We start from the raw sequence: 16,424 nt of genomic DNA on the forward strand, positions 1-16,424 counted from the left end.
GAAGACGACGCAGGCCCTCGCGCCGGAGACGTCTTCCAATAACGGTTATCCCGTCTGCGTGTACGCGGTGGTTTACGAGCAATACCAGGACGGAGGATATGATACCGAAGACAGGGGAGCGTTGTGGCTGCTGCATGGCGGGAATTCCTCCCGCGGCTGCGTCAAGATCGCCACGGTGAGGGGAGTCCATTGCTTTGAGAATATTTATCCCTTTTCCGGATATTATCTTGATATGGAGAATGCCAACAGCTGGGCGTTGGCCGGAGCGTTCCTTCCGGCGACGATGCACTTGCATTGCAATAATGTCAATCCGGCGTATTACGGGTTTTCCTCCATGGAGAGCAATATCATTGTCTCCGAGGCGGTGGAGGATTTTGTTGACCCGGAAGCCGAAACGACTACTGAAGATTGAGCATAAATGACGCAGCGTCCCCATTCCCGATGCCCGGCAACACCTCTGCGTCCCTATTCAGTTTTTTTCCGCCACGGCAACCGGGTTCCCGCCATCTCCAGCGCACGGCGCACCATTCCGCGCATGCCCTGCGTACCGCAATACATTAAAAGAACCGTCACTCCGCCATAAGAAACGGCCATGAGGAAGGCGCATAAAAACCAGGAAAAGAAAGACGCGGAAGGCTGCAGGGGAACGAATTTCCAGATCCAGCCCATGAACACGGCCGAAATCGAAACCAGCGCCAGCTGGTAACCGAATTGGAACCAGTAACTCATCACATTTTTTCTGAATCCCCAGTTATACAGCATGAAAGGCTTCCATATGCCCACAATAAGTATCAGGCTGGAGATGCCCCCCAGCAAAACGCCGGGCAATCCCCATAAGTAACCTCCTATGATCGCCACGGAAATGTTGATCACGCTTTCCGCAAGAGGAGCCCATACATCCCAGAACAAACCGTAACCGTATAAAAACTGATCCACAACCCCCCGCGTAATGGTGATGAACAGCCTGATAACGAGCAGCAGCATGATTTCCCGGGGAAGGATATATTCCGCCCCCAGCCAAAGCGTGATGAATGGCTCCAAAAGCTGGTAAAAGGGGAAACATACCGTCCCGGCAATCAGCATGCGCAGGGAAAACAATTCACTGAACACCTTGCGGATTTTTCCCGCATTTCCCTCCGCAATCAAGTTGCCCACACCGGCTTCCGTACTGCCGAGCATATTATTGACCAGAAGGTGCAGTTTCTCCACAACGGTGGAATAGTTGCCGAAATAGGCCGCCATCTGGAGGGAAACAAAGGCATATACCAGGAACGGCGTCATCTGGAACTGGAAAAAGCTTCCCAGCCGATGCATAAACAACTGCTTGGTGTATTTAGTGACTTCAGGATATTTTTTGAACAGCTCCTTCCCCAGGGCCACATTGCTCTTCAGCCAGGGATAGACCTGATTGATCTTCCAATTCAGGATGAAGGAATAAATAATGCCGAAGAACAGCTCTATCCCTATCCATAAATAATAGCTTCCCGTATACCATGCAGACAGCATCTGGCATATGATTTTGATGATGGATGCCGTCTGGAAATAAAACGCCACTACGTAATTCCTCTGGTCCGCTCCCAAAAGGGTCTGCCTGTAGTTGGCAAAATACCCGATCAGGGAAGAGGCCAGAAAGGAATAATAAGCAAAATAGATGATTCCATAGGAAAAACCTGTGGAAGGGAAAATAACCGGCAGGAAACAGGAAAGCGCTACTCCAGCCGCGATGATTATCCGCCCTATCCACCGGTACATGTATCCCAGCACGGAGATAATTTCATTAATCCTGGTTTCATCATGCTCAAAGATAGGCTTGTAAAGCACATATCCGATAGCCGTGCTTATACCGAGTTCCGCCAAATTGAGGAAATTCAGCAGACTCATTAATGTTCCCGTCAAACCGACAAAATCGGCACCCAGGCAATTCAAGAATATCTTCCTTGAAAAAAAGGAAATGAGAAGAATCAAAACATAAAAAATGAGATTGACCCTGGCGTTCAACAGGCTTTTCTTTACGCGGGATTCTTCCATGTTATTTATTCCATCAACCTTATCCTTTCCCGGGAGAAATTAAAAATATCTGTTTTACTGATAACCGGATATTTATTCAACCGACAATATCCCAACGGCATATTGCCGGCCATACGGGCACGGAAAGCGGCGCCAATCTAGCACAACATCCTGCCGCATCAATATCTTTTTATGAAGCCTCAGCCAACAGGCCTTCACAGGAGATAGAAACCGGGCAGAATCGCCTGTTCCCATGACGCCTCCTTATCCGCTCACCGGATAAAAAACAAATTCCTCATTTTTACAGGTTCCATGGACCGGAACAGTTCCATAAAGTGTCCTTGTTTTATTTTTTCTTTTCATCTACATTACCGCCCGTGAGCAAGGGCAGGGTTCTCATCGTTACATATGTTTTTCCTCCGGAGGAAGGAGGCGTAGGCATGGCTGCCTATGAAATGGCCTGCAGCCTGAGTTCCCTGGACTGGGATATCCACGTCCTCGCCCGCCCGCTGGATTCACCGGATGAGTCCTTCCGCTCCCACCCATACAGCCCTCTCACAACCCTGCCGGACACCCTGACGGAGGACAGCGCCCGTTTAAGGGAATACCTGGACGGGTTTCTGAAAGATTTCCGGCCGGATGTTATTATCTACCACTCCTGGGCGGACTGGTGCCGGGAAGAATTGCTGGACGCGGCACGGGATTCAGGCATTCCGTTTTTCCTCCGCTCCAATGGTGCAGCTACCAATTTCCGCTCTTTTTTCCGCTTCAATTACCCTCCTTTCTTCGGCCTGAAAAAATGGCTCTGCTCCTTTTTTCAAGTACGCAGGGATATCCTCAACGTATGCCGGAAATCACCGTTAAACCGTCTCGTTTTTCTCGATCCTTACGGGACACTGTTCAAGAGCTTTGATTATTACTGCGCATCCAGAAGCAAACTTGCCCATTACTCCTGCATTCCCAACACATTCCCGGCTCTGAAAAGAACCGCTCCTTTTTTCCGGGAAAAATACGGACTTTCCTCCGCCCCCGTTTTTACCTGCCCTGCCGGCGCCAGCATGAGGAAACGGCAGCTTCTCTTCATCCGCCATGTGAAACGCTCCCGTCTGCGGCATATCATTTTTCTTTTTCTGATTCCCCAGCACAATGCCTACGCGGAACAAATGGAACAAGCCATCGGGGATGACCCCAGATTCAGGATTCTCTACAGGCTCCCCCGTTTGGAAGTAGAAGCCGCCATTATGGAAAGCAATGCCGTTTTCCTTTACTCTTATCAGGAACAGCAGCCCCTCTCCATTCTGGAGGCGATGTCATGCGGCGTTCCCTGGTTCGCTCCGGACGCAGGAGCTCTTTCCACCCTGGAGGGGGGAATCGTCCTGAAAAACACTTCCCCCTCCGTGCTGGAAAAAGCCGTGGAATCGTTGACGGACGAAAAAACACGCAAACTACTGGGGAGTAAAGGCCGCCGGCAGTGGGAAGCCTGTTTCGCCCCCGACGCAGTAAACCAGGAATGGGAGCAACTGCTTTTTTCCTCCATCCGCCCGGAAGGAAAGCCTCCGTTCGCGTCTTCCATCGTCCGGGAGCATTTACCCACCTGCTAACCTTGCCTCCTCTTTCCAATCCATGCCGATCAAACGCCTCCGTCCCGTATTAGCCATAGCAGCGGACCTCCCTCTGGGCCGGCTGCTGACGTCTTTCCGCAACAAGGACCGGCGTACGATTCCCTGGATTTTTTCCCTTTTTCATGCTCTGGAATCTCAGGAAGATTTTGACATCCACTGGATCACCCTCAGCAAAGCCGTTTCTGCCCCGGAAACCATCCGGATGCGCAACCAGACCATCCACATTCTTCCCCTGGGCAGCATGGGCAGGAATATCCTGACGGCCCATTTCCTGACCGTCCGGAGAATACGCAAGACCCTGAACGATATCCAGCCGGACCTCCTGCACGTATGGGGCGTGGAGCAGGCTTACGCTCTGGCGGGGATTGCCTTCCGGGGAAAGAAGCTCCTTTCCTACCAGGGAGCCCTCACCGCCCACTGCCAGCGCGCTCCGCAGGCCTTCCTCCTCCATATGCAGGCCCTCTGGGAACGGATGGCCGTCAAACATTATGATCTTATCACGTGCGAATCCCCCTGGGCGTGCGGCCGCGTTGCGGAAATTGCCCCCCATGCCCGTCTATCCTGCATGGAATACGGCGTGGAACCTTCCTTTTACCATCTTGCCAGAAAACCTTCCCCGGAACCTTCCTGCCTCTTTGCCGGAACCATTTACGAGTTGAAGGGCGTTTCCTACCTGGTGGAGGCCTTTACGCATCCGTCCCTTTCCCATGTCCAGCTGTTCATTGCGGGCAACGGAGCCCTCAGGGAAAGGCTGGAAGCCCTGTCCACTCCCAATATCCACTGGCTGGGCAGCATTTCCCGCGCAGAACTTCAGCAGCACCTTTCCACGGCGTGGTTCCTGGTGCATCCCACCCTGGGGGATTGCTGCCCCAACATCGTGAAGGAGGCAAGAGTCATGGGCCTTCCGGTAATCACCACGGAAGAAGGCGGACAGACTCAATATGTTCAGGACGGCGTATCCGGCTATATTGTCCCTGTCCGCAACAGCGCCGCCGTCAGGGAAGCCGCGCAGAAACTTTCCGTCAGCCTGGATAAAGCCATGTCCATGGGAATGGAGCGGCATCAGGAATGCCGCCGCCTGCTGGACGTAAAGCAGACAGTAACCGGGTGCCTGTCACGTTATCATACCATGCTGTATCCACGCTGATGAAATTATTCCTTATCCATCTGCTTTCCGGGATAGGCCGCCTGCTGCTCAGGCTCAGGGGGGTGCGCACCGGAACAGGCATCATTCTTTCCGGATTTCCCCTCATTAAAAAATTCCCGGGAGCGTCCATCACCATCGGCAACGGAGTCACCATCCACTCCCTGACCCGGATGAATCCGGTACTTTCCCATCACACCTGCCTGGCCGCCCTTTCCAATCAGGCAAGCATCATTCTGGAGGACGGCTGCGGCATCAGCGGAGCCACCCTGGTCTGCGTCAACGGCATCCGCATCGGCCGCCACACGCTGATAGGAGCAGACGCGCTGATTCTGGACAACGACATGCACTATCCCCGGAGCGGCGCCAGGTGGGGATCAACCCTGGGACAGCCCGAACAGGGACAACCCATTTCCATCGGGGAAGGATGCTTCATCGGCGCCAGGGCCACCATCTTGAAAGGAGTCACCATCGGCTCCGGTTCCGTAGTCGCCGCAGGAGCCGTCGTCACCCGGGATGTGCCTCCCGGCTGCCTGGCCATCGGAAATCCCGCAGTAAATAAACCGCTCCCCGAACGTCTCAAACATCCCCGGGAAACACAAAAAGCCATCTGCCCTTGAGCATTTCCCCTGCCTGCCTCAGGGGGCTCCAAAGGCAGACTCTTTCATGACACCGCAAAATCCTACAATTTTATTACCCTCATCCCGGGAACATTGGATTGACATATCCCGATTCCTCGCGGCATGCCTGATTGTATGCGTCCACGCGCCGGCCTTCTCTTTCGCCAGCCTGTTCCAGCTTCCGGTTTTCAACGGCCGCGTGGCATTTTTCCTGATTCTGGCAGGCTATTTCATGGGCCGGAACAATTCCTGGAACAAAGCGTTCAAACGGGGTTATACGCTTCTCATTCCCTTTCTGTTCTGGAATATAGTCATCTCTTTCCTCCATCCGGGAATCATGAATATGGGACTGCCGGAATACTTATGCAACCTTGCAGGCTTCCGCTCCCTTTTCACTCCCGATTTTATTCCTCTTTCCATCAATGGATTGACGGGAGAACCCTTTTCCCCTCCCACATGGTTTTTGAGGGATATCATTCTCTGTTCCCTCATTTCCCCCATCCTGCTGAAATTGAAATATCCGGTTTTTGTCCTGATCCTGATCTGCTTCAGCACGGACTGGCTCCAATACCCCGTGCCGGCCAACAAGATTACCCTTGCTCCATCCACTGTCTCCCTGTTCAGTCTGGGCCTTTTCCTGTCTTCCATCAAACTGGCTGAAGTAAAACACGTTTACAAAAATTCCTTTACTCCCCTCGTTCTGCTCGCCGTAGGAACCGGGTTTCTGCTCAGCATCACCAATTACTTGAGCGTTTGCCAGAATAACCCGGAATGGAACATGCACAAAATACTGGCATCCTATGGAGTATGGAATATCTCCTGGCCGGCTGTCCGTTTGAATTCCCTCTGCCCAGTCTTCGGGGCGCTTCTTCTCATGACCCTTGGAATCTGGCTGGAAAAGAAAATTCCCGTTGCCAGAAAGCTATCCAACTATGCTCCCGCCTGTTTCCTGATATTCGTTCTTCATTATCCTTTGATCATGCTGATCCCCTCCCACATCTGGAAACAATCCTTTTTCGCTCCCTTTGTATTAATACCGGCCATCATTTTCCTGATCGTCGCATTCTATCTTTTCCTGAGAAAATTCTTCCCGGCCTGCCTGCCCTACGTCGCCAACGACCGCATCACCCATGTTCCCAAAAAAAATTAAGGCCTGTATCCTCTTTCTTCTTTTAACCGTTCCGGCCGCATTAGGCGCCGTCTGGTGCGCCAAACACGCCTACCGCTACCATTTGGCTGTCCATCCCCTTCCCTATTCCCCGGAACAGGGCGCCCTGCTGGAAAAACACCGGCAGGACAAACGCAATGCCCGGCTGAATCCCCATGCCCCCGTGTTGTTCCTGGGTTCCTCCACCATGGAATTCTGGCTGAAAGAAGGGAAACATTCCTGGGAAACCTGGTTTTCCCCTCTGGGATGCCTCAACCTGGGAACCAGGAGCGAGACCACGGGCAACCTGCTCTGGCGCCTCAATGACGGCCTGACAAGCCCGCTGGCGCCCAGAATCATCGTCCTGTATTCGGGAGTCAACAATCTGGGAGTACAAAAAAGCCTGGGATGGACGGCTTTTCAGGGAAACGTGGCCATCGTCAAAAAAATCAGGGAGATTTACAGCCCGGAAACGACCGCCATCATTGTCATTCCCCCGCTCATCGCACAAAAAGGGTCGCGCATGGAAACCTTCAGGAATTGTCTGCTGCAACACGACTTTGGAGAAAATGTCCATGTCCTCCCCCTCCATTTCTTCCTTCCGGGAAAAGACGCCAGCCTTTATACTTGGGACGGCCTCCATCTCAACGCCCTGGGATATGAAGCCATTTCGCCTCCGCTTTTCCGCTTCCTCCAACAGCTTTTAAGCAGGAGCAGCTTTTAGGGCTTCACAGGAACAACAAACTTTATCCGCCATTACTCCACGTGATGATTGAATCTTCTCCACCCCATCAGGCAACACTTCCCATGACCCTGTTTCTGGCAGGTCCCACCGGATCGGGCAAATCCGCGGTAGCCGTGGAACTGGCGGAGATGCTGGACGCAGAAATCGTCAGTTCCGACGCTTACCAGGTGTACCGGGAGCTGCCCATCCTGACGGCGGCGCCTTCCCCGGCAGACCGGGAACGGGTCCCCCACCACATGGTTTCCATCATTCCGGTCCAAAAGAACTGGAATGCCACGGAACACTACCACCGCGCCATGCGCTGCATGGAAGAAATTCACGCACGCGGAAAAATCGCCATCGTCACGGGCGGTTCCGGCCTGTACTTCAAATTCCTCTCCCACGGCCTGTCGGAAGCGCCGCCGGGGGACGCTGCTCTCCGCGCCGCTTTCGCGAACTGTTCCACGGAAGCGCTATACGCCAGACTCTCTTCCCTGGATCCGGAAGGAGCGGCCTCGACGGATGCCTCCAACCGGCGTTATGTGGAACGCAATCTGGAAATCGTCCTTGCCGGAGGAAAACCTCTTTCCTTCTGGAAGAGGAACTGGTTGACCCCGCCGCGCGGGCCCGGCTGGGTCATCAGCAGGGATGTTCCTGAACTGGACGAAAGAATAGCCCACCGTGCCGCACGCATGATGCAGGAGGGGGCCGTGGAGGAAACGGCTTCCCTCGGCCCATGCTCCGCCACAGCGGAACGCACCCTGGGCCTGGCGTTGATACGAAGCATGCTGCGCGGGGAAATCTCCCGTGAAAACTGCCAGGGCCAACTGGCCCTCGCCACCCGGCAATACGCCAAACGGCAGCGCACCTGGCTGAAACGCGAACAATGGCTTCGGAAACTTCCGGCTTCCCCTTCCGACTCTCCCCGGGCTCTTGCAGAACGCATCATGGAAGAACTGGGGCATTAATCCCTCTTCACACGGCGGTAAATATCCAAGTTCGTCACTTCTCTGAAAAAGGATCGTTCCCGGCAATATTCCGTACTTAGCAAATCCCGCATAGCCCTCAGGGAGGGAGATTCCGTGTTGTCCGGCTTGAAGTATTCTCCCGCTATCACCACATAGTCTATCTTTCCGCGGCGGATTTCCTGATACTGACGCATCCTTTCCCGTTCTGCACCCTGTTTGTCGGAAGCGCAAATCGTAAACGTGCGTATGGGCGGCACCAAACCATTGACACAGTAAAACCATACGGCATGCCGCCCAAGGACTGCACAAGCATTCTCCCCCCCCCGGTTCATCACTGGTATCTGGAAGAGCAAAAGCGGACATCCATTCGCGGGCGCGGCTTCTGCATGAAAAATCCACGCAATTCAGGAAGGTGTAAGCCATCACTCCCGCAACAACCAGAGGAAAAAGCCATCGGCGCCACTTTCGGGAAACAACCTCTTCCACATGGATCATCCTGGCCACCACCAGGTATCCCACAGCAGCGAAGGGAATAAGTGTCTGGGCGTAATGGTTGAAATGCGTCTTTCCATTTCCCTGGACGCCCATGCAGGTAATCAGAAAAGCGGCTGTATAATAAATCTTTTCCCTGGCGGGCATCCGGCTTAAAATCACCCCCGCTCCTCCCACGATGTACATCAACATGCTAGGATACATGATATCCCTTTTCACCCATTGGGAATAATTCCGGCACATCTCCTTGAACGATACCGCATCGGCGCCGTAACCGGCATTAAAAACAATGTATCCTTCATATAAATCCAGCAACGCGCCGCGGCTGTAAAAATACCAGAGGCAGGGCGTCAGCATCAACAGGAGCGTTCCTCCCACGCTTCCTGTAAAAATCCATGCCTTCCCGGTCATCCGCGCACGATATAGGACATACAGGAAGGGAACGAACCAAAAAGCGGCCAAGTTGAATTTCAACAGAAGCGCCATCCCGATGCCCGCGCCAAACACCACGCCCGTTCTTACGAAGCGATCGGGATCCCGATACAGGCGGCACACTCCATAAATCGCGGCAAACTGGAAAGGCAGAATAAATTCGGAGGGATGACCTCCTCCTGCATAATAGTGGAAACTGCACATGGAATAAAGGATGAGCAGCGAAACGATAAACGCTTTTTTTCCAGATACGAAGAGAAGGGCCGCCTTGTAACAAAAGATCATGGAGGCCGTCACTGCGAATACCTCAAGAACGAATACAAGCCAGTAAGAACCACACAAGGTGTAGGAAAAGCCATATATCAAAAAAATGAAGGGCCCCTTTTGATCAAACAAATCCCGATAAGGCATCAACCCTTCCATCATTCCGCGTCCCATGAGATGATAAATAATGGGATCACAACTTACGGGAATTTCATAATAGGGAGACACATAACTGGAATAATAACAAATCAGAAATGAGAAAATAGACCACCATGCAATACAACATCCATTTACCCTATTACAACGAAACATTTTTATATGGGTACGGATTTGGAATCCGTATAGGAATTCCTGTGTCCTCTTTGTCATCAAACTGTCTGGAAGAGAATTGCTGATATGACGGTGCGGTGAAACGGCATGAATGAAGTTGGCGAACCTTTTGATTAATAAACGACTATTTTTACTTGACTACGGATTCCAAATTCGTTATTCAAGCACAAGTACATACATTGAATCTTGCATCATTTTATTAAGATACTGACCATGAATAAATTATTATCCACCCTGATTCTTTCGGTCGGCATGAGCCTAAGCGCTACCGCGGCTACCTCTCTGCTGGATAGCTCCATCGTGGGATATTCGGACTTTGCCTCCCAAACGGCGGATTTCGGCACCCTGAAAGATTCCGTTTCCATCACGTCTGACGACAGCAATCTGACGTTATCCGGGATAACCTTCAACGGATACGGTGCCAACAACCGCGACGTTATGTCTGTGACGATGGTTCTTGACCTGTCCAAAATCAACACTCCGGACGCCTATACCGCTCTGTTTAACGCCAAAAACAGCAGTGTAAGCTGGGGCGTGGGCCTGAACACGGACCGGAAACTCCAGGGATTATGGAACAACACCTCCTACAGCGGGCCTGTCGTTGACACCCCGCTGGGCACGGAAGGTTCCCTGACCATTTCCGTAGTCACCGGAGATCTTGGCACCCGCATCTATTTTGGAGACAGCACTACGTACTATTCCAACAGCGGCCTGAAATTCGGCAACCAGCAAATTGATCAGATTCTCATGGACGCAGGACTGGCTGAATCCATCGAACAGCTCTACATTCACGACTCCCTCCTTTCCCAGGAACAAGTTGGTCAACTGATGAGTGAAATCGCCAGCATCCCGGAACCCGCCACGGCTTCCCTGGGCCTGCTGGGACTGGCCGCGCTGATGATGCGCCGCCGCAGGGCATAAGCCTGTACCGTCCGCCTCCCTATATTCAAAGGCCGGCTCACAAAATCGTGAGCCGGCCTTTTCCTTATCCGTTCAAACATCTGCCGGAAAAAACAGGGGGGAAGAAGCTTCCATTTGCTGCGGTACCCTCACGACCAGCACTTGACGGGGAAATGGCATTCAGGCTCCCCCGGGAGGGTCATTTCAAGAGCTTCCGGCCCCGCCCCACTTCCGTACACGCCCCTTTTTCCCATGCCGGGACAGCCGGAACCGGAGCATGCAAAGCCCGGCTTCCCTCAGCATCCGGAACAGCCCATCCTTTCAGCAATCCATTTCCCCGCACGGTCCGGATCGCTGCGGTTTCCGTCCGTCGGCAACAGACTCCTTCCCCGAAACAGGGAAAAGGAGTGGGAAAATGGCTGAGCTTGAACCTTTATCCCCCGTTCCCGTCCATGAACCTTCAAAAACAGCAGCTGCTACTGCGCCTGTTCCGGTATTTCAAAAGCAGAAAAGGAGAACCGCGTTTTTTCAACAAACGGAATATATGCCTTCTGGCCGCCGCCGGCGCCTACATCCTGACTCCCGACGAATTCCTGTTTGACGGAATCGGCAGGCTGGGCCTTCTGGATGACGCGGCGGTCATCCTGGGCGCCGTCCTCACCGTCTTTTTCCCGGACGGGGACTAGAGGGCCGTACCCTCCGCCGCGCCTCGGGCGGAATTAGCGGGACGACACTTTCCGGAACTTCGGGGACTGTCCCATGAATGTCTCCGGATTTTCCAGGAGAAGACGTTCCGTTTCCTGCCGGGAAAAACCGCGCCTGCGTAGCTCGCAGGCCAGGGCCGTCAGCGCCAGGGGATCGGAATCCCCCCAGTCCGCCGCGGAATTGGCCCAGACACGGTCCATTCCGTACAATTCCAGAATATCCGCCGCCCGCTTGGGATTCAGCTTACTGGTGGGATAAAGGGTCAGCCCGGCCCAGTAACCGGCCTCCTTCACCAGCGGGAAGGTATGTTCCTCACAGTGATCCACCAGCACGCGGCAAGGGTCCAGATCCGGACGGTTTTTCAGGGCGGAAAGAATCATTACGGTCCCCTTAAGCTTGTCTTCCAGATGGGGAGTGTGAATCAGCACAAGCTGGTTGAGGCGCACCGCCAGATCCAGATGCTCTTCAAAAATAGTCATTTCATGGGAAGTATTCCGGTTCAGCCCTATTTCCCCGATGCCGAGGACATTGGGCCGGTCAATGAACTCCGGAATCAGTTTCATCACATCCCGCGCGAAAGCCACGTCCTGCGCCTCCTTGGGATTGATGCACAGCCATGTGTAATGGTCCATGCCGAACTTGGCCGCCCTGGCGGGTTCGCATTCCGTAAGCTGTACGAAATAATCCCGGAAACCGTCCGCGGACGAACGGTCGTAACCGGCCCAGAACGCCGGTTCCCCTACCGCCAGGCAGCCGGCCTGCGCCATGGCCCGGTATTCGTCCGTGGTGCGGCACACCATATGTATATGAGGTTCTATGAAAGCCATCATTCTTATTTGCTGAGGTTCGGGGCTCCGCAGGCCGCTTTGGCTGCGGCGGTTTCCGGCACGGTGTCATCCCTGTAGGAAAGGGCTTCCAGAATGGCCCGGACGCGTCCGGGGCCGGATGCGGACAAGAGGGGAAGAACATCCATCAGGGCATGGTAGCGGAAATCCGCCTCCCCTTCCCCGCGGTCCACCCGGTCCAGAAATGCGGCCACATCCAGAACGCCGGCGCGCGTCGCTGCGAAATCCGCGTCCAGCACCTCCTTTTTACTTCTTTTCATGCACAGACGATACGCCTGTGCGGAAAGCCTCGTCAAGCCGGAACAGGCAACAAAATGATAACCATTCCAAACTGATAAACAGCAACCTCTTTCCCCGGTTTTTCAAAAATCCGAAAAGCGCCGGAAATTCAAGAAGAGGCTTGCCATCCGGGCTTGAACCGGGCATCCTGTGAAGACGCATTTATTTCATTAGAGCGCCTATGAATGCACTAGTAAAAACCATATGTACATTCGTGACATCCTCCATCGGCCGCAAAATCATTGTGGCTCTGACGGGGTTATGTTTGGTCTTGTTCCTTGCGGGACACCTGGCAGGCAACCTTCTCATCTTCGGAGGCCCTGAATGGATCAACACCTACGCCCACGGCCTGCACTCCATGCCGGAAGCAGCCCTCTGGGGAATCCGCGCGGGGCTTGCGGTGATCTTCATCATCCACGTCTGGCTGACCATCCAGCTGAAGCTGGAAAACCATGCGGCCCGCGAACCCTACGTGTTCAAGAACACCATTAAGGCAACGCTCTCCTCCCGCTACATGATTTACACCGGTTTGACCGTCCTGGTGTTCCTGATCTACCACCTGTACCAGTACACCCTGCGCGTGGGATACGACCCCGCCCAGTTCACCACCTTTATTTCCGACGGTACGGTGGAAACCTTTGACGTGTACAAGATGATCGTGACCGGATTCTCCAACGTATGGTGCTCCGCCTTCTACATCCTGGCCGTTCTGATGCTGTTCAGCCATCTGCGCCACGGGGTACAGTCCATCTTCCAGACTGTGGGCGTCGATTCCCGCAAAATCCGGCCCTTCTACAACTTTATCGCCATCGCCTACGGCGCGATTATCTGCCTGGGCTTCATCTCCGTGCCGGTCTCGGTTCTTCTGGGTATCATCAAATAACCATCAACTCCTCTCAAAGTCATGATTAATTTTCCCGTAAGCGACTGGATGCCGGATGCCAAAATTCCCTCCGGCCCTATTCAGGACAAATGGTCCAAGTACAAACTTGAGTCCAAACTGATCAATCCGAACAACAAGCGCAAGTACACGGTACTTGTGGTAGGTTCCGGCCTGGCTGGCGCCTCCGCTGCCGCCACGCTTGCCGAACTTGGCTACAACGTCAAATGCTTCTGCTACCAGGACAGCCCCCGCCGCGCCCACTCCATTGCGGCCCAGGGCGGCATTAACGCGGCCAAGAACTACCAGAACGACGGCGACTCCGTTTACCGCCTGTTTTACGACACCGTTAAAGGCGGCGACTTCCGCGCCCGTGAAGCCAATGTCTACCGTCTGGCGGAAGTCTCCTCCAACATCATTGACCAGTGTGTGGCCCAGGGCGTTCCCTTCGGCCGTGAATACGGCGGCCTGCTGGACAACCGCTCCTTCGGCGGCGCCCAGCTCAAGCGAACCTTCTACGCACGCGGACAGACGGGCCAGCAGCTCCTGCTGGGTGCCTACCAGGCCCTGGAAAAGGAAGTGGCCAAGGGACACATTGAAATGTTCTCCCGCCATGAAATGATGGACCTGGTGTTGGTGGACGGCGAAGCCAAGGGCATCGTCACCCGCAATCTGGTTACCGGCGAAATCAAATCCTACGCAGGGGATACCGTCCTGCTCTGCACGGGCGGCTACGGCAACGTGTTCTTCCTGTCCACCAACGCGATGGGTTGCAACGTCACTGCCGCCTACAAAGCCTACAAGCGTGGTGCCTTCTTCGCCAACCCCTGCTTCACGCAAATCCACCCCACCTGCATTCCGGTCAAAGGCGACTACCAGTCCAAACTGACGCTGATGTCGGAATCCCTCCGCAACAGCGGCCGCATCTGGGTGCCCAAGTCCCGTGAAACCGCAGAAAAAATCCGTAAGAAGGAAATCAAGCCTTCCGATGTTCCCGAAGAAGAACGGGACTACTACCTGGAACGCAAGTATCCCTCCTTCGGCAACCTGGCTCCGCGCGACATTTCCTCCCGCGCCGCCAAGGAAGCCTGCGACGACGGCCGCGGCGTGGCCGTCACCGGCAAGGGCGTCTTCCTGGATTTTGCGGATGAAATCAAGCGCATGGGCCGCGAATGGATTGACGGCCAATACGGCAATCTGTTTGACATGTACGAAGAAATCACGGACGACGACCCCCATGAAACGCCCATGATGATCTACCCCGCCTCCCACTACACCATGGGCGGCCTGTGGGTGGACTACAACCTCATGTCCAACGTGAAGGGGTTGCACGTCCTCGGTGAAGCCAACTTCTCCGATCACGGCGCCAACCGCCTGGGAGCCTCCGCCCTGATGCAGGGCCTGTCTGACGGCTACTTCGTCATTCCCGCCACGCTGCCCGCTTACCTGACGACCACCAAGCCCGGTGCCGTCACCACCGCCGCCCCGGAATTCAAGGCTGCGGAAGACGAAGTGAAGGAACGCATCAACAAGCTCCTGAATGTGAAGGGCACCAAGACGGTGGACTCCTTCCACCGGGAACTGGGCCTCATCATGTGGGAAGACTGCGGCATGGCCCGCACGGAAGAAAGCCTGACCCACGCCATTGAACGCATTCCCCAGCTCCGCAAGGAATTCTGGGAAAACGTGCGCGTAACCGGCACGGCGGACGGCATCAACGCGGAACTGGAAAAAGCCTGCCGCGTGGCCGACTTCCTGGAATTCGCCCAGCTGCTCTGCTATGACGCCCTGAACCGCCAGGAATCCTGCGGCGCCCACTTCCGCGTGGAATACCAGCTGCCGGACGGCGAAGCCAAGCGCAACGACGATGAATACGCCTATGTAGCCGCCTGGGAATACACTGGCGTGGACAGCCTGCCTGTTCTCCACAAGGAACCGCTGACCTTCGAGAACGTGCACCTTGCCATCCGCAGCTACAAGTAAAGATAGCCAATACATTAACACTCAAAAGAAAGATTATAACATGGCTAAAACACTCAATCTCACTCTCAAGGTCTGGCGCCAGGAAAACCGGGAAGCTAAGGGCCGCATTGAGACCTATGCCGCCAAGGACATTCCGGTGGACGCCTCCTTCCTGGAAATGCTGGACATCGTCAATGAAGGCCTGGTCAAGGAAGGCAAGGAACCCATCCATTTTGACCACGACTGCCGGGAAGGCATCTGCGGCATGTGCTCCCTGACCATCAACGGCATTCCCCACGGGCCGGAACGCCAGGTGACCACTTGCCAGCTTCACATGCGCAAGTTCAAGGACGGCGATACCGTCTGGATTGAACCCTTCCGCGCGAAGGCTTTCCCAATCCTGCGGGACCTGATGGTGGACCGCTCCGCCCTGGACCGCATCATCGCCTCCGGAGGCTATATTGACGTGCGTACCGGTTCCGCGCCGAACGCCAACAACATCGCCGTGGAAAAAGTGAAGGCGGACGCCGCCTTTGACGCGGCCGCCTGCATCGGCTGCGGCGCCTGCGTGGCCTCCTGTAAAAACGCCTCCGCCATGCTGTTCACCTCCGCCAAGATCGCCCATCTCAATCTGCTGCCGCAGGGCCAGCCGGAACGTTCCAAGCGCGTCCTGGCCATGATGAAGCAAATGGAAGCGGAAGGCTTCGGCAACTGCACGAACCAGTATGAATGTGAAGCTGCCTGCCCGAAAGGCATCAGCGTGGACAACATCGCCCGCCTCAACCGCGACTTCATGCGAGCCAACGCCAAGGAAGGTCTCTGTTTCTAAAGAAGATTCCTTCTTAAGACGCTCTGTAAAAACTCCCGGCGGCATCGGCTGTCGGGAGTTTTTTTCATTATCAGGTTTCCTTGAACCAGGAATAAAATATCAGACAGTTGCTTCCTCATCGTCGCGCAGCGTAAAAAATAAATGTTACACCGGAAGGTTCCCAGTAATCCAGGAGACCGTACTTGGAAATGCCGGACGAAACCTAAGCAGGCCCCGTCCGACAGCGACGGCCCCATCTTTCTTCGAGAAAGAAAAACATTGATTACAGGAATTG

Annotated in this window: 17 protein-coding genes; 13 read left to right on the forward strand and 4 right to left on the reverse strand. The window is 54.4% G+C overall.

Features of this window, described 5'->3' with window-relative positions:
• Nucleotides 1–412, forward strand: a 412-nt coding sequence (locus BHW66_RS02080) for a hypothetical protein (protein ID WP_286688846.1), incomplete at its 5' end; no start/stop codon positions are given.
• Nucleotides 413–465: 53 nt separating this feature from the next.
• Here the strand turns inward: BHW66_RS02080 and BHW66_RS02085 are convergent.
• Nucleotides 466–2,028: a sugar transporter gene (locus BHW66_RS02085; RefSeq protein WP_046437769.1), complete on the reverse strand. Its 1,563-nt coding sequence runs from the start codon at nucleotides 2,026–2,028 to the stop codon at nucleotides 466–468.
• 419 nt (nucleotides 2,029–2,447) lie between these two features.
• Between BHW66_RS02085 and BHW66_RS02090 the strand changes: the two genes are divergently transcribed.
• The 6 genes from BHW66_RS02090 to miaA are packed head-to-tail and all read left to right on the forward strand — an operon-like array spanning nucleotide 2,448 to nucleotide 8,232.
• Nucleotides 2,448–3,608 carry a glycosyltransferase family 4 protein gene (locus BHW66_RS02090; RefSeq protein ID WP_286688847.1) on the forward strand — a complete coding sequence of 387 codons (1,161 nt, stop codon included), beginning with the start codon at nucleotides 2,448–2,450 and terminating at the stop codon, nucleotides 3,606–3,608.
• 22 nt (nucleotides 3,609–3,630) lie between these two features.
• Nucleotides 3,631–4,776, forward strand: coding sequence for a glycosyltransferase family 4 protein (locus BHW66_RS02095; RefSeq protein WP_286688848.1), 1,146 nt, complete (start codon nucleotides 3,631–3,633; stop codon nucleotides 4,774–4,776).
• Nucleotides 4,776–5,393, forward strand: coding sequence for an acyltransferase (locus tag BHW66_RS02100; RefSeq protein ID WP_012419691.1), 618 nt, complete (start codon nucleotides 4,776–4,778; stop codon nucleotides 5,391–5,393). Before BHW66_RS02095 ends, BHW66_RS02100 begins: the two co-directional genes overlap by 1 nt.
• Before the next feature lie 46 nt (nucleotides 5,394–5,439).
• Complete coding sequence (locus BHW66_RS02105; RefSeq protein WP_012419692.1) at nucleotides 5,440–6,543, forward strand: acyltransferase; 1,104 nt, start codon at nucleotides 5,440–5,442, stop codon at nucleotides 6,541–6,543.
• The gene (locus BHW66_RS02110; RefSeq protein ID WP_012419693.1) at nucleotides 6,524–7,264 is read left to right on the forward strand and encodes a GDSL-type esterase/lipase family protein; all 741 of its coding nucleotides are present in this window, start codon (nucleotides 6,524–6,526) and stop codon (nucleotides 7,262–7,264) included. The genes BHW66_RS02105 and BHW66_RS02110 overlap by 20 nt, the downstream gene beginning before the upstream one ends.
• 44 nt (nucleotides 7,265–7,308) lie before the next feature.
• A complete protein-coding gene (gene miaA, locus BHW66_RS02115; RefSeq protein WP_081429098.1) occupies nucleotides 7,309–8,232 on the forward strand; it encodes a tRNA (adenosine(37)-N6)-dimethylallyltransferase MiaA in 924 nt (307 codons plus the stop codon).
• Here miaA and BHW66_RS02120 read toward each other — a convergent pair.
• On the reverse strand, nucleotides 8,229–8,489 hold the full coding sequence (locus tag BHW66_RS02120; RefSeq protein ID WP_215490264.1) for a hypothetical protein: 261 nt from the start codon (nucleotides 8,487–8,489) through the stop codon (nucleotides 8,229–8,231). The genes miaA and BHW66_RS02120 overlap by 4 nt on opposite strands.
• An 835-nt stretch (nucleotides 8,490–9,324) precedes the next feature.
• Here BHW66_RS02120 and BHW66_RS02125 point away from each other — a divergent pair.
• The 3 genes from BHW66_RS02125 (at nucleotide 9,325) to BHW66_RS02135 (ending at nucleotide 11,336) form a co-directional block, all read left to right on the forward strand.
• Entirely contained in the window at nucleotides 9,325–9,678 is a 354-nt protein-coding gene (locus tag BHW66_RS02125; RefSeq protein WP_286688849.1) for a hypothetical protein, read from the forward strand.
• A 285-nt stretch (nucleotides 9,679–9,963) separates the two neighbouring features.
• Nucleotides 9,964–10,671: a PEP-CTERM sorting domain-containing protein gene (locus tag BHW66_RS02130; protein ID WP_146023965.1), complete on the forward strand. Its 708-nt coding sequence runs from the start codon at nucleotides 9,964–9,966 to the stop codon at nucleotides 10,669–10,671.
• Between the two features lie 431 nt (nucleotides 10,672–11,102).
• A complete protein-coding gene (locus tag BHW66_RS02135; RefSeq protein ID WP_012420033.1) occupies nucleotides 11,103–11,336 on the forward strand; it encodes a DUF1232 domain-containing protein in 234 nt (77 codons plus the stop codon).
• Between the two features lie 33 nt (nucleotides 11,337–11,369).
• Here BHW66_RS02135 and BHW66_RS02140 read toward each other — a convergent pair whose 3' ends face one another.
• Together BHW66_RS02140 and BHW66_RS02145 are read right to left on the reverse strand one after the other, a co-directional pair.
• Entirely contained in the window at nucleotides 11,370–12,182 is an 813-nt protein-coding gene (locus tag BHW66_RS02140) for a TatD family hydrolase (protein WP_035196335.1), read from the reverse strand.
• A gap of 5 nt (nucleotides 12,183–12,187) precedes the next feature.
• Nucleotides 12,188–12,460: a hypothetical protein gene (locus BHW66_RS02145; protein WP_046436823.1), complete on the reverse strand. Its 273-nt coding sequence runs from the start codon at nucleotides 12,458–12,460 to the stop codon at nucleotides 12,188–12,190.
• Nucleotides 12,461–12,693: 233 nt separating this feature from the next.
• Here BHW66_RS02145 and BHW66_RS02150 point away from each other — a divergent pair, with 233 nt between their 5' ends.
• From BHW66_RS02150 to BHW66_RS02160, 3 genes are read left to right on the forward strand one after another with little or no spacing between them, the layout of a single operon-like run.
• Complete coding sequence (locus BHW66_RS02150; RefSeq protein ID WP_161994249.1) at nucleotides 12,694–13,362, forward strand: succinate dehydrogenase cytochrome b subunit; 669 nt, start codon at nucleotides 12,694–12,696, stop codon at nucleotides 13,360–13,362.
• A 21-nt stretch (nucleotides 13,363–13,383) separates the two neighbouring features.
• Nucleotides 13,384–15,342, forward strand: coding sequence for a fumarate reductase/succinate dehydrogenase flavoprotein subunit (locus BHW66_RS02155; protein WP_012420029.1), 1,959 nt, complete (start codon nucleotides 13,384–13,386; stop codon nucleotides 15,340–15,342).
• 40 nt (nucleotides 15,343–15,382) lie between these two features.
• The gene (locus BHW66_RS02160; protein ID WP_046436827.1) at nucleotides 15,383–16,150 is read left to right on the forward strand and encodes a succinate dehydrogenase/fumarate reductase iron-sulfur subunit; all 768 of its coding nucleotides are present in this window, start codon (nucleotides 15,383–15,385) and stop codon (nucleotides 16,148–16,150) included.
• Nucleotides 16,151–16,424 lie beyond the last annotated feature (274 nt).

The sequence above is a fragment of the Akkermansia sp. 54_46 genome (assembly GCF_001917295.1).
GTDB lineage: Bacteria > Verrucomicrobiota > Verrucomicrobiia > Verrucomicrobiales > Akkermansiaceae > Akkermansia > Akkermansia muciniphila.

Excerpts from the sequence above, each read along its gene's own strand:
- BHW66_RS02110 (WP_012419693.1), top strand. The coding sequence starts at position 6,524 with ATGTTCCCAAAAAAAATTAAGGCCTGTATCCTCTTTCTTCTTTTAACC.
- BHW66_RS02130 (WP_146023965.1), top strand. The coding sequence starts at position 9,964 with ATGAATAAATTATTATCCACCCTGATTCTTTCGGTCGGCATGAGCCTA.
- BHW66_RS02095 (WP_286688848.1), top strand. The coding sequence starts at position 3,631 with ATGCCGATCAAACGCCTCCGTCCCGTATTAGCCATAGCAGCGGACCTC.
- BHW66_RS02090 (WP_286688847.1), top strand. The coding sequence starts at position 2,448 with ATGGCTGCCTATGAAATGGCCTGCAGCCTGAGTTCCCTGGACTGGGAT.
- BHW66_RS02140 (WP_035196335.1), bottom strand. The coding sequence starts at position 12,182 with ATGGCTTTCATAGAACCTCATATACATATGGTGTGCCGCACCACGGAC.
- BHW66_RS02135 (WP_012420033.1), top strand. The coding sequence starts at position 11,103 with ATGAACCTTCAAAAACAGCAGCTGCTACTGCGCCTGTTCCGGTATTTC.
- BHW66_RS02155 (WP_012420029.1), top strand. The coding sequence starts at position 13,384 with ATGATTAATTTTCCCGTAAGCGACTGGATGCCGGATGCCAAAATTCCC.
- BHW66_RS02105 (WP_012419692.1), top strand. The coding sequence starts at position 5,440 with ATGACACCGCAAAATCCTACAATTTTATTACCCTCATCCCGGGAACAT.
- BHW66_RS02145 (WP_046436823.1), bottom strand. The coding sequence starts at position 12,460 with ATGAAAAGAAGTAAAAAGGAGGTGCTGGACGCGGATTTCGCAGCGACG.
- BHW66_RS02100 (WP_012419691.1), top strand. The coding sequence starts at position 4,776 with ATGAAATTATTCCTTATCCATCTGCTTTCCGGGATAGGCCGCCTGCTG.
- BHW66_RS02125 (WP_286688849.1), top strand. The coding sequence starts at position 9,325 with ATGACCTCCTCCTGCATAATAGTGGAAACTGCACATGGAATAAAGGAT.
- BHW66_RS02085 (WP_046437769.1), bottom strand. The coding sequence starts at position 2,028 with ATGGAAGAATCCCGCGTAAAGAAAAGCCTGTTGAACGCCAGGGTCAAT.
- BHW66_RS02160 (WP_046436827.1), top strand. The coding sequence starts at position 15,383 with ATGGCTAAAACACTCAATCTCACTCTCAAGGTCTGGCGCCAGGAAAAC.
- miaA (WP_081429098.1), top strand. The coding sequence starts at position 7,309 with ATGATTGAATCTTCTCCACCCCATCAGGCAACACTTCCCATGACCCTG.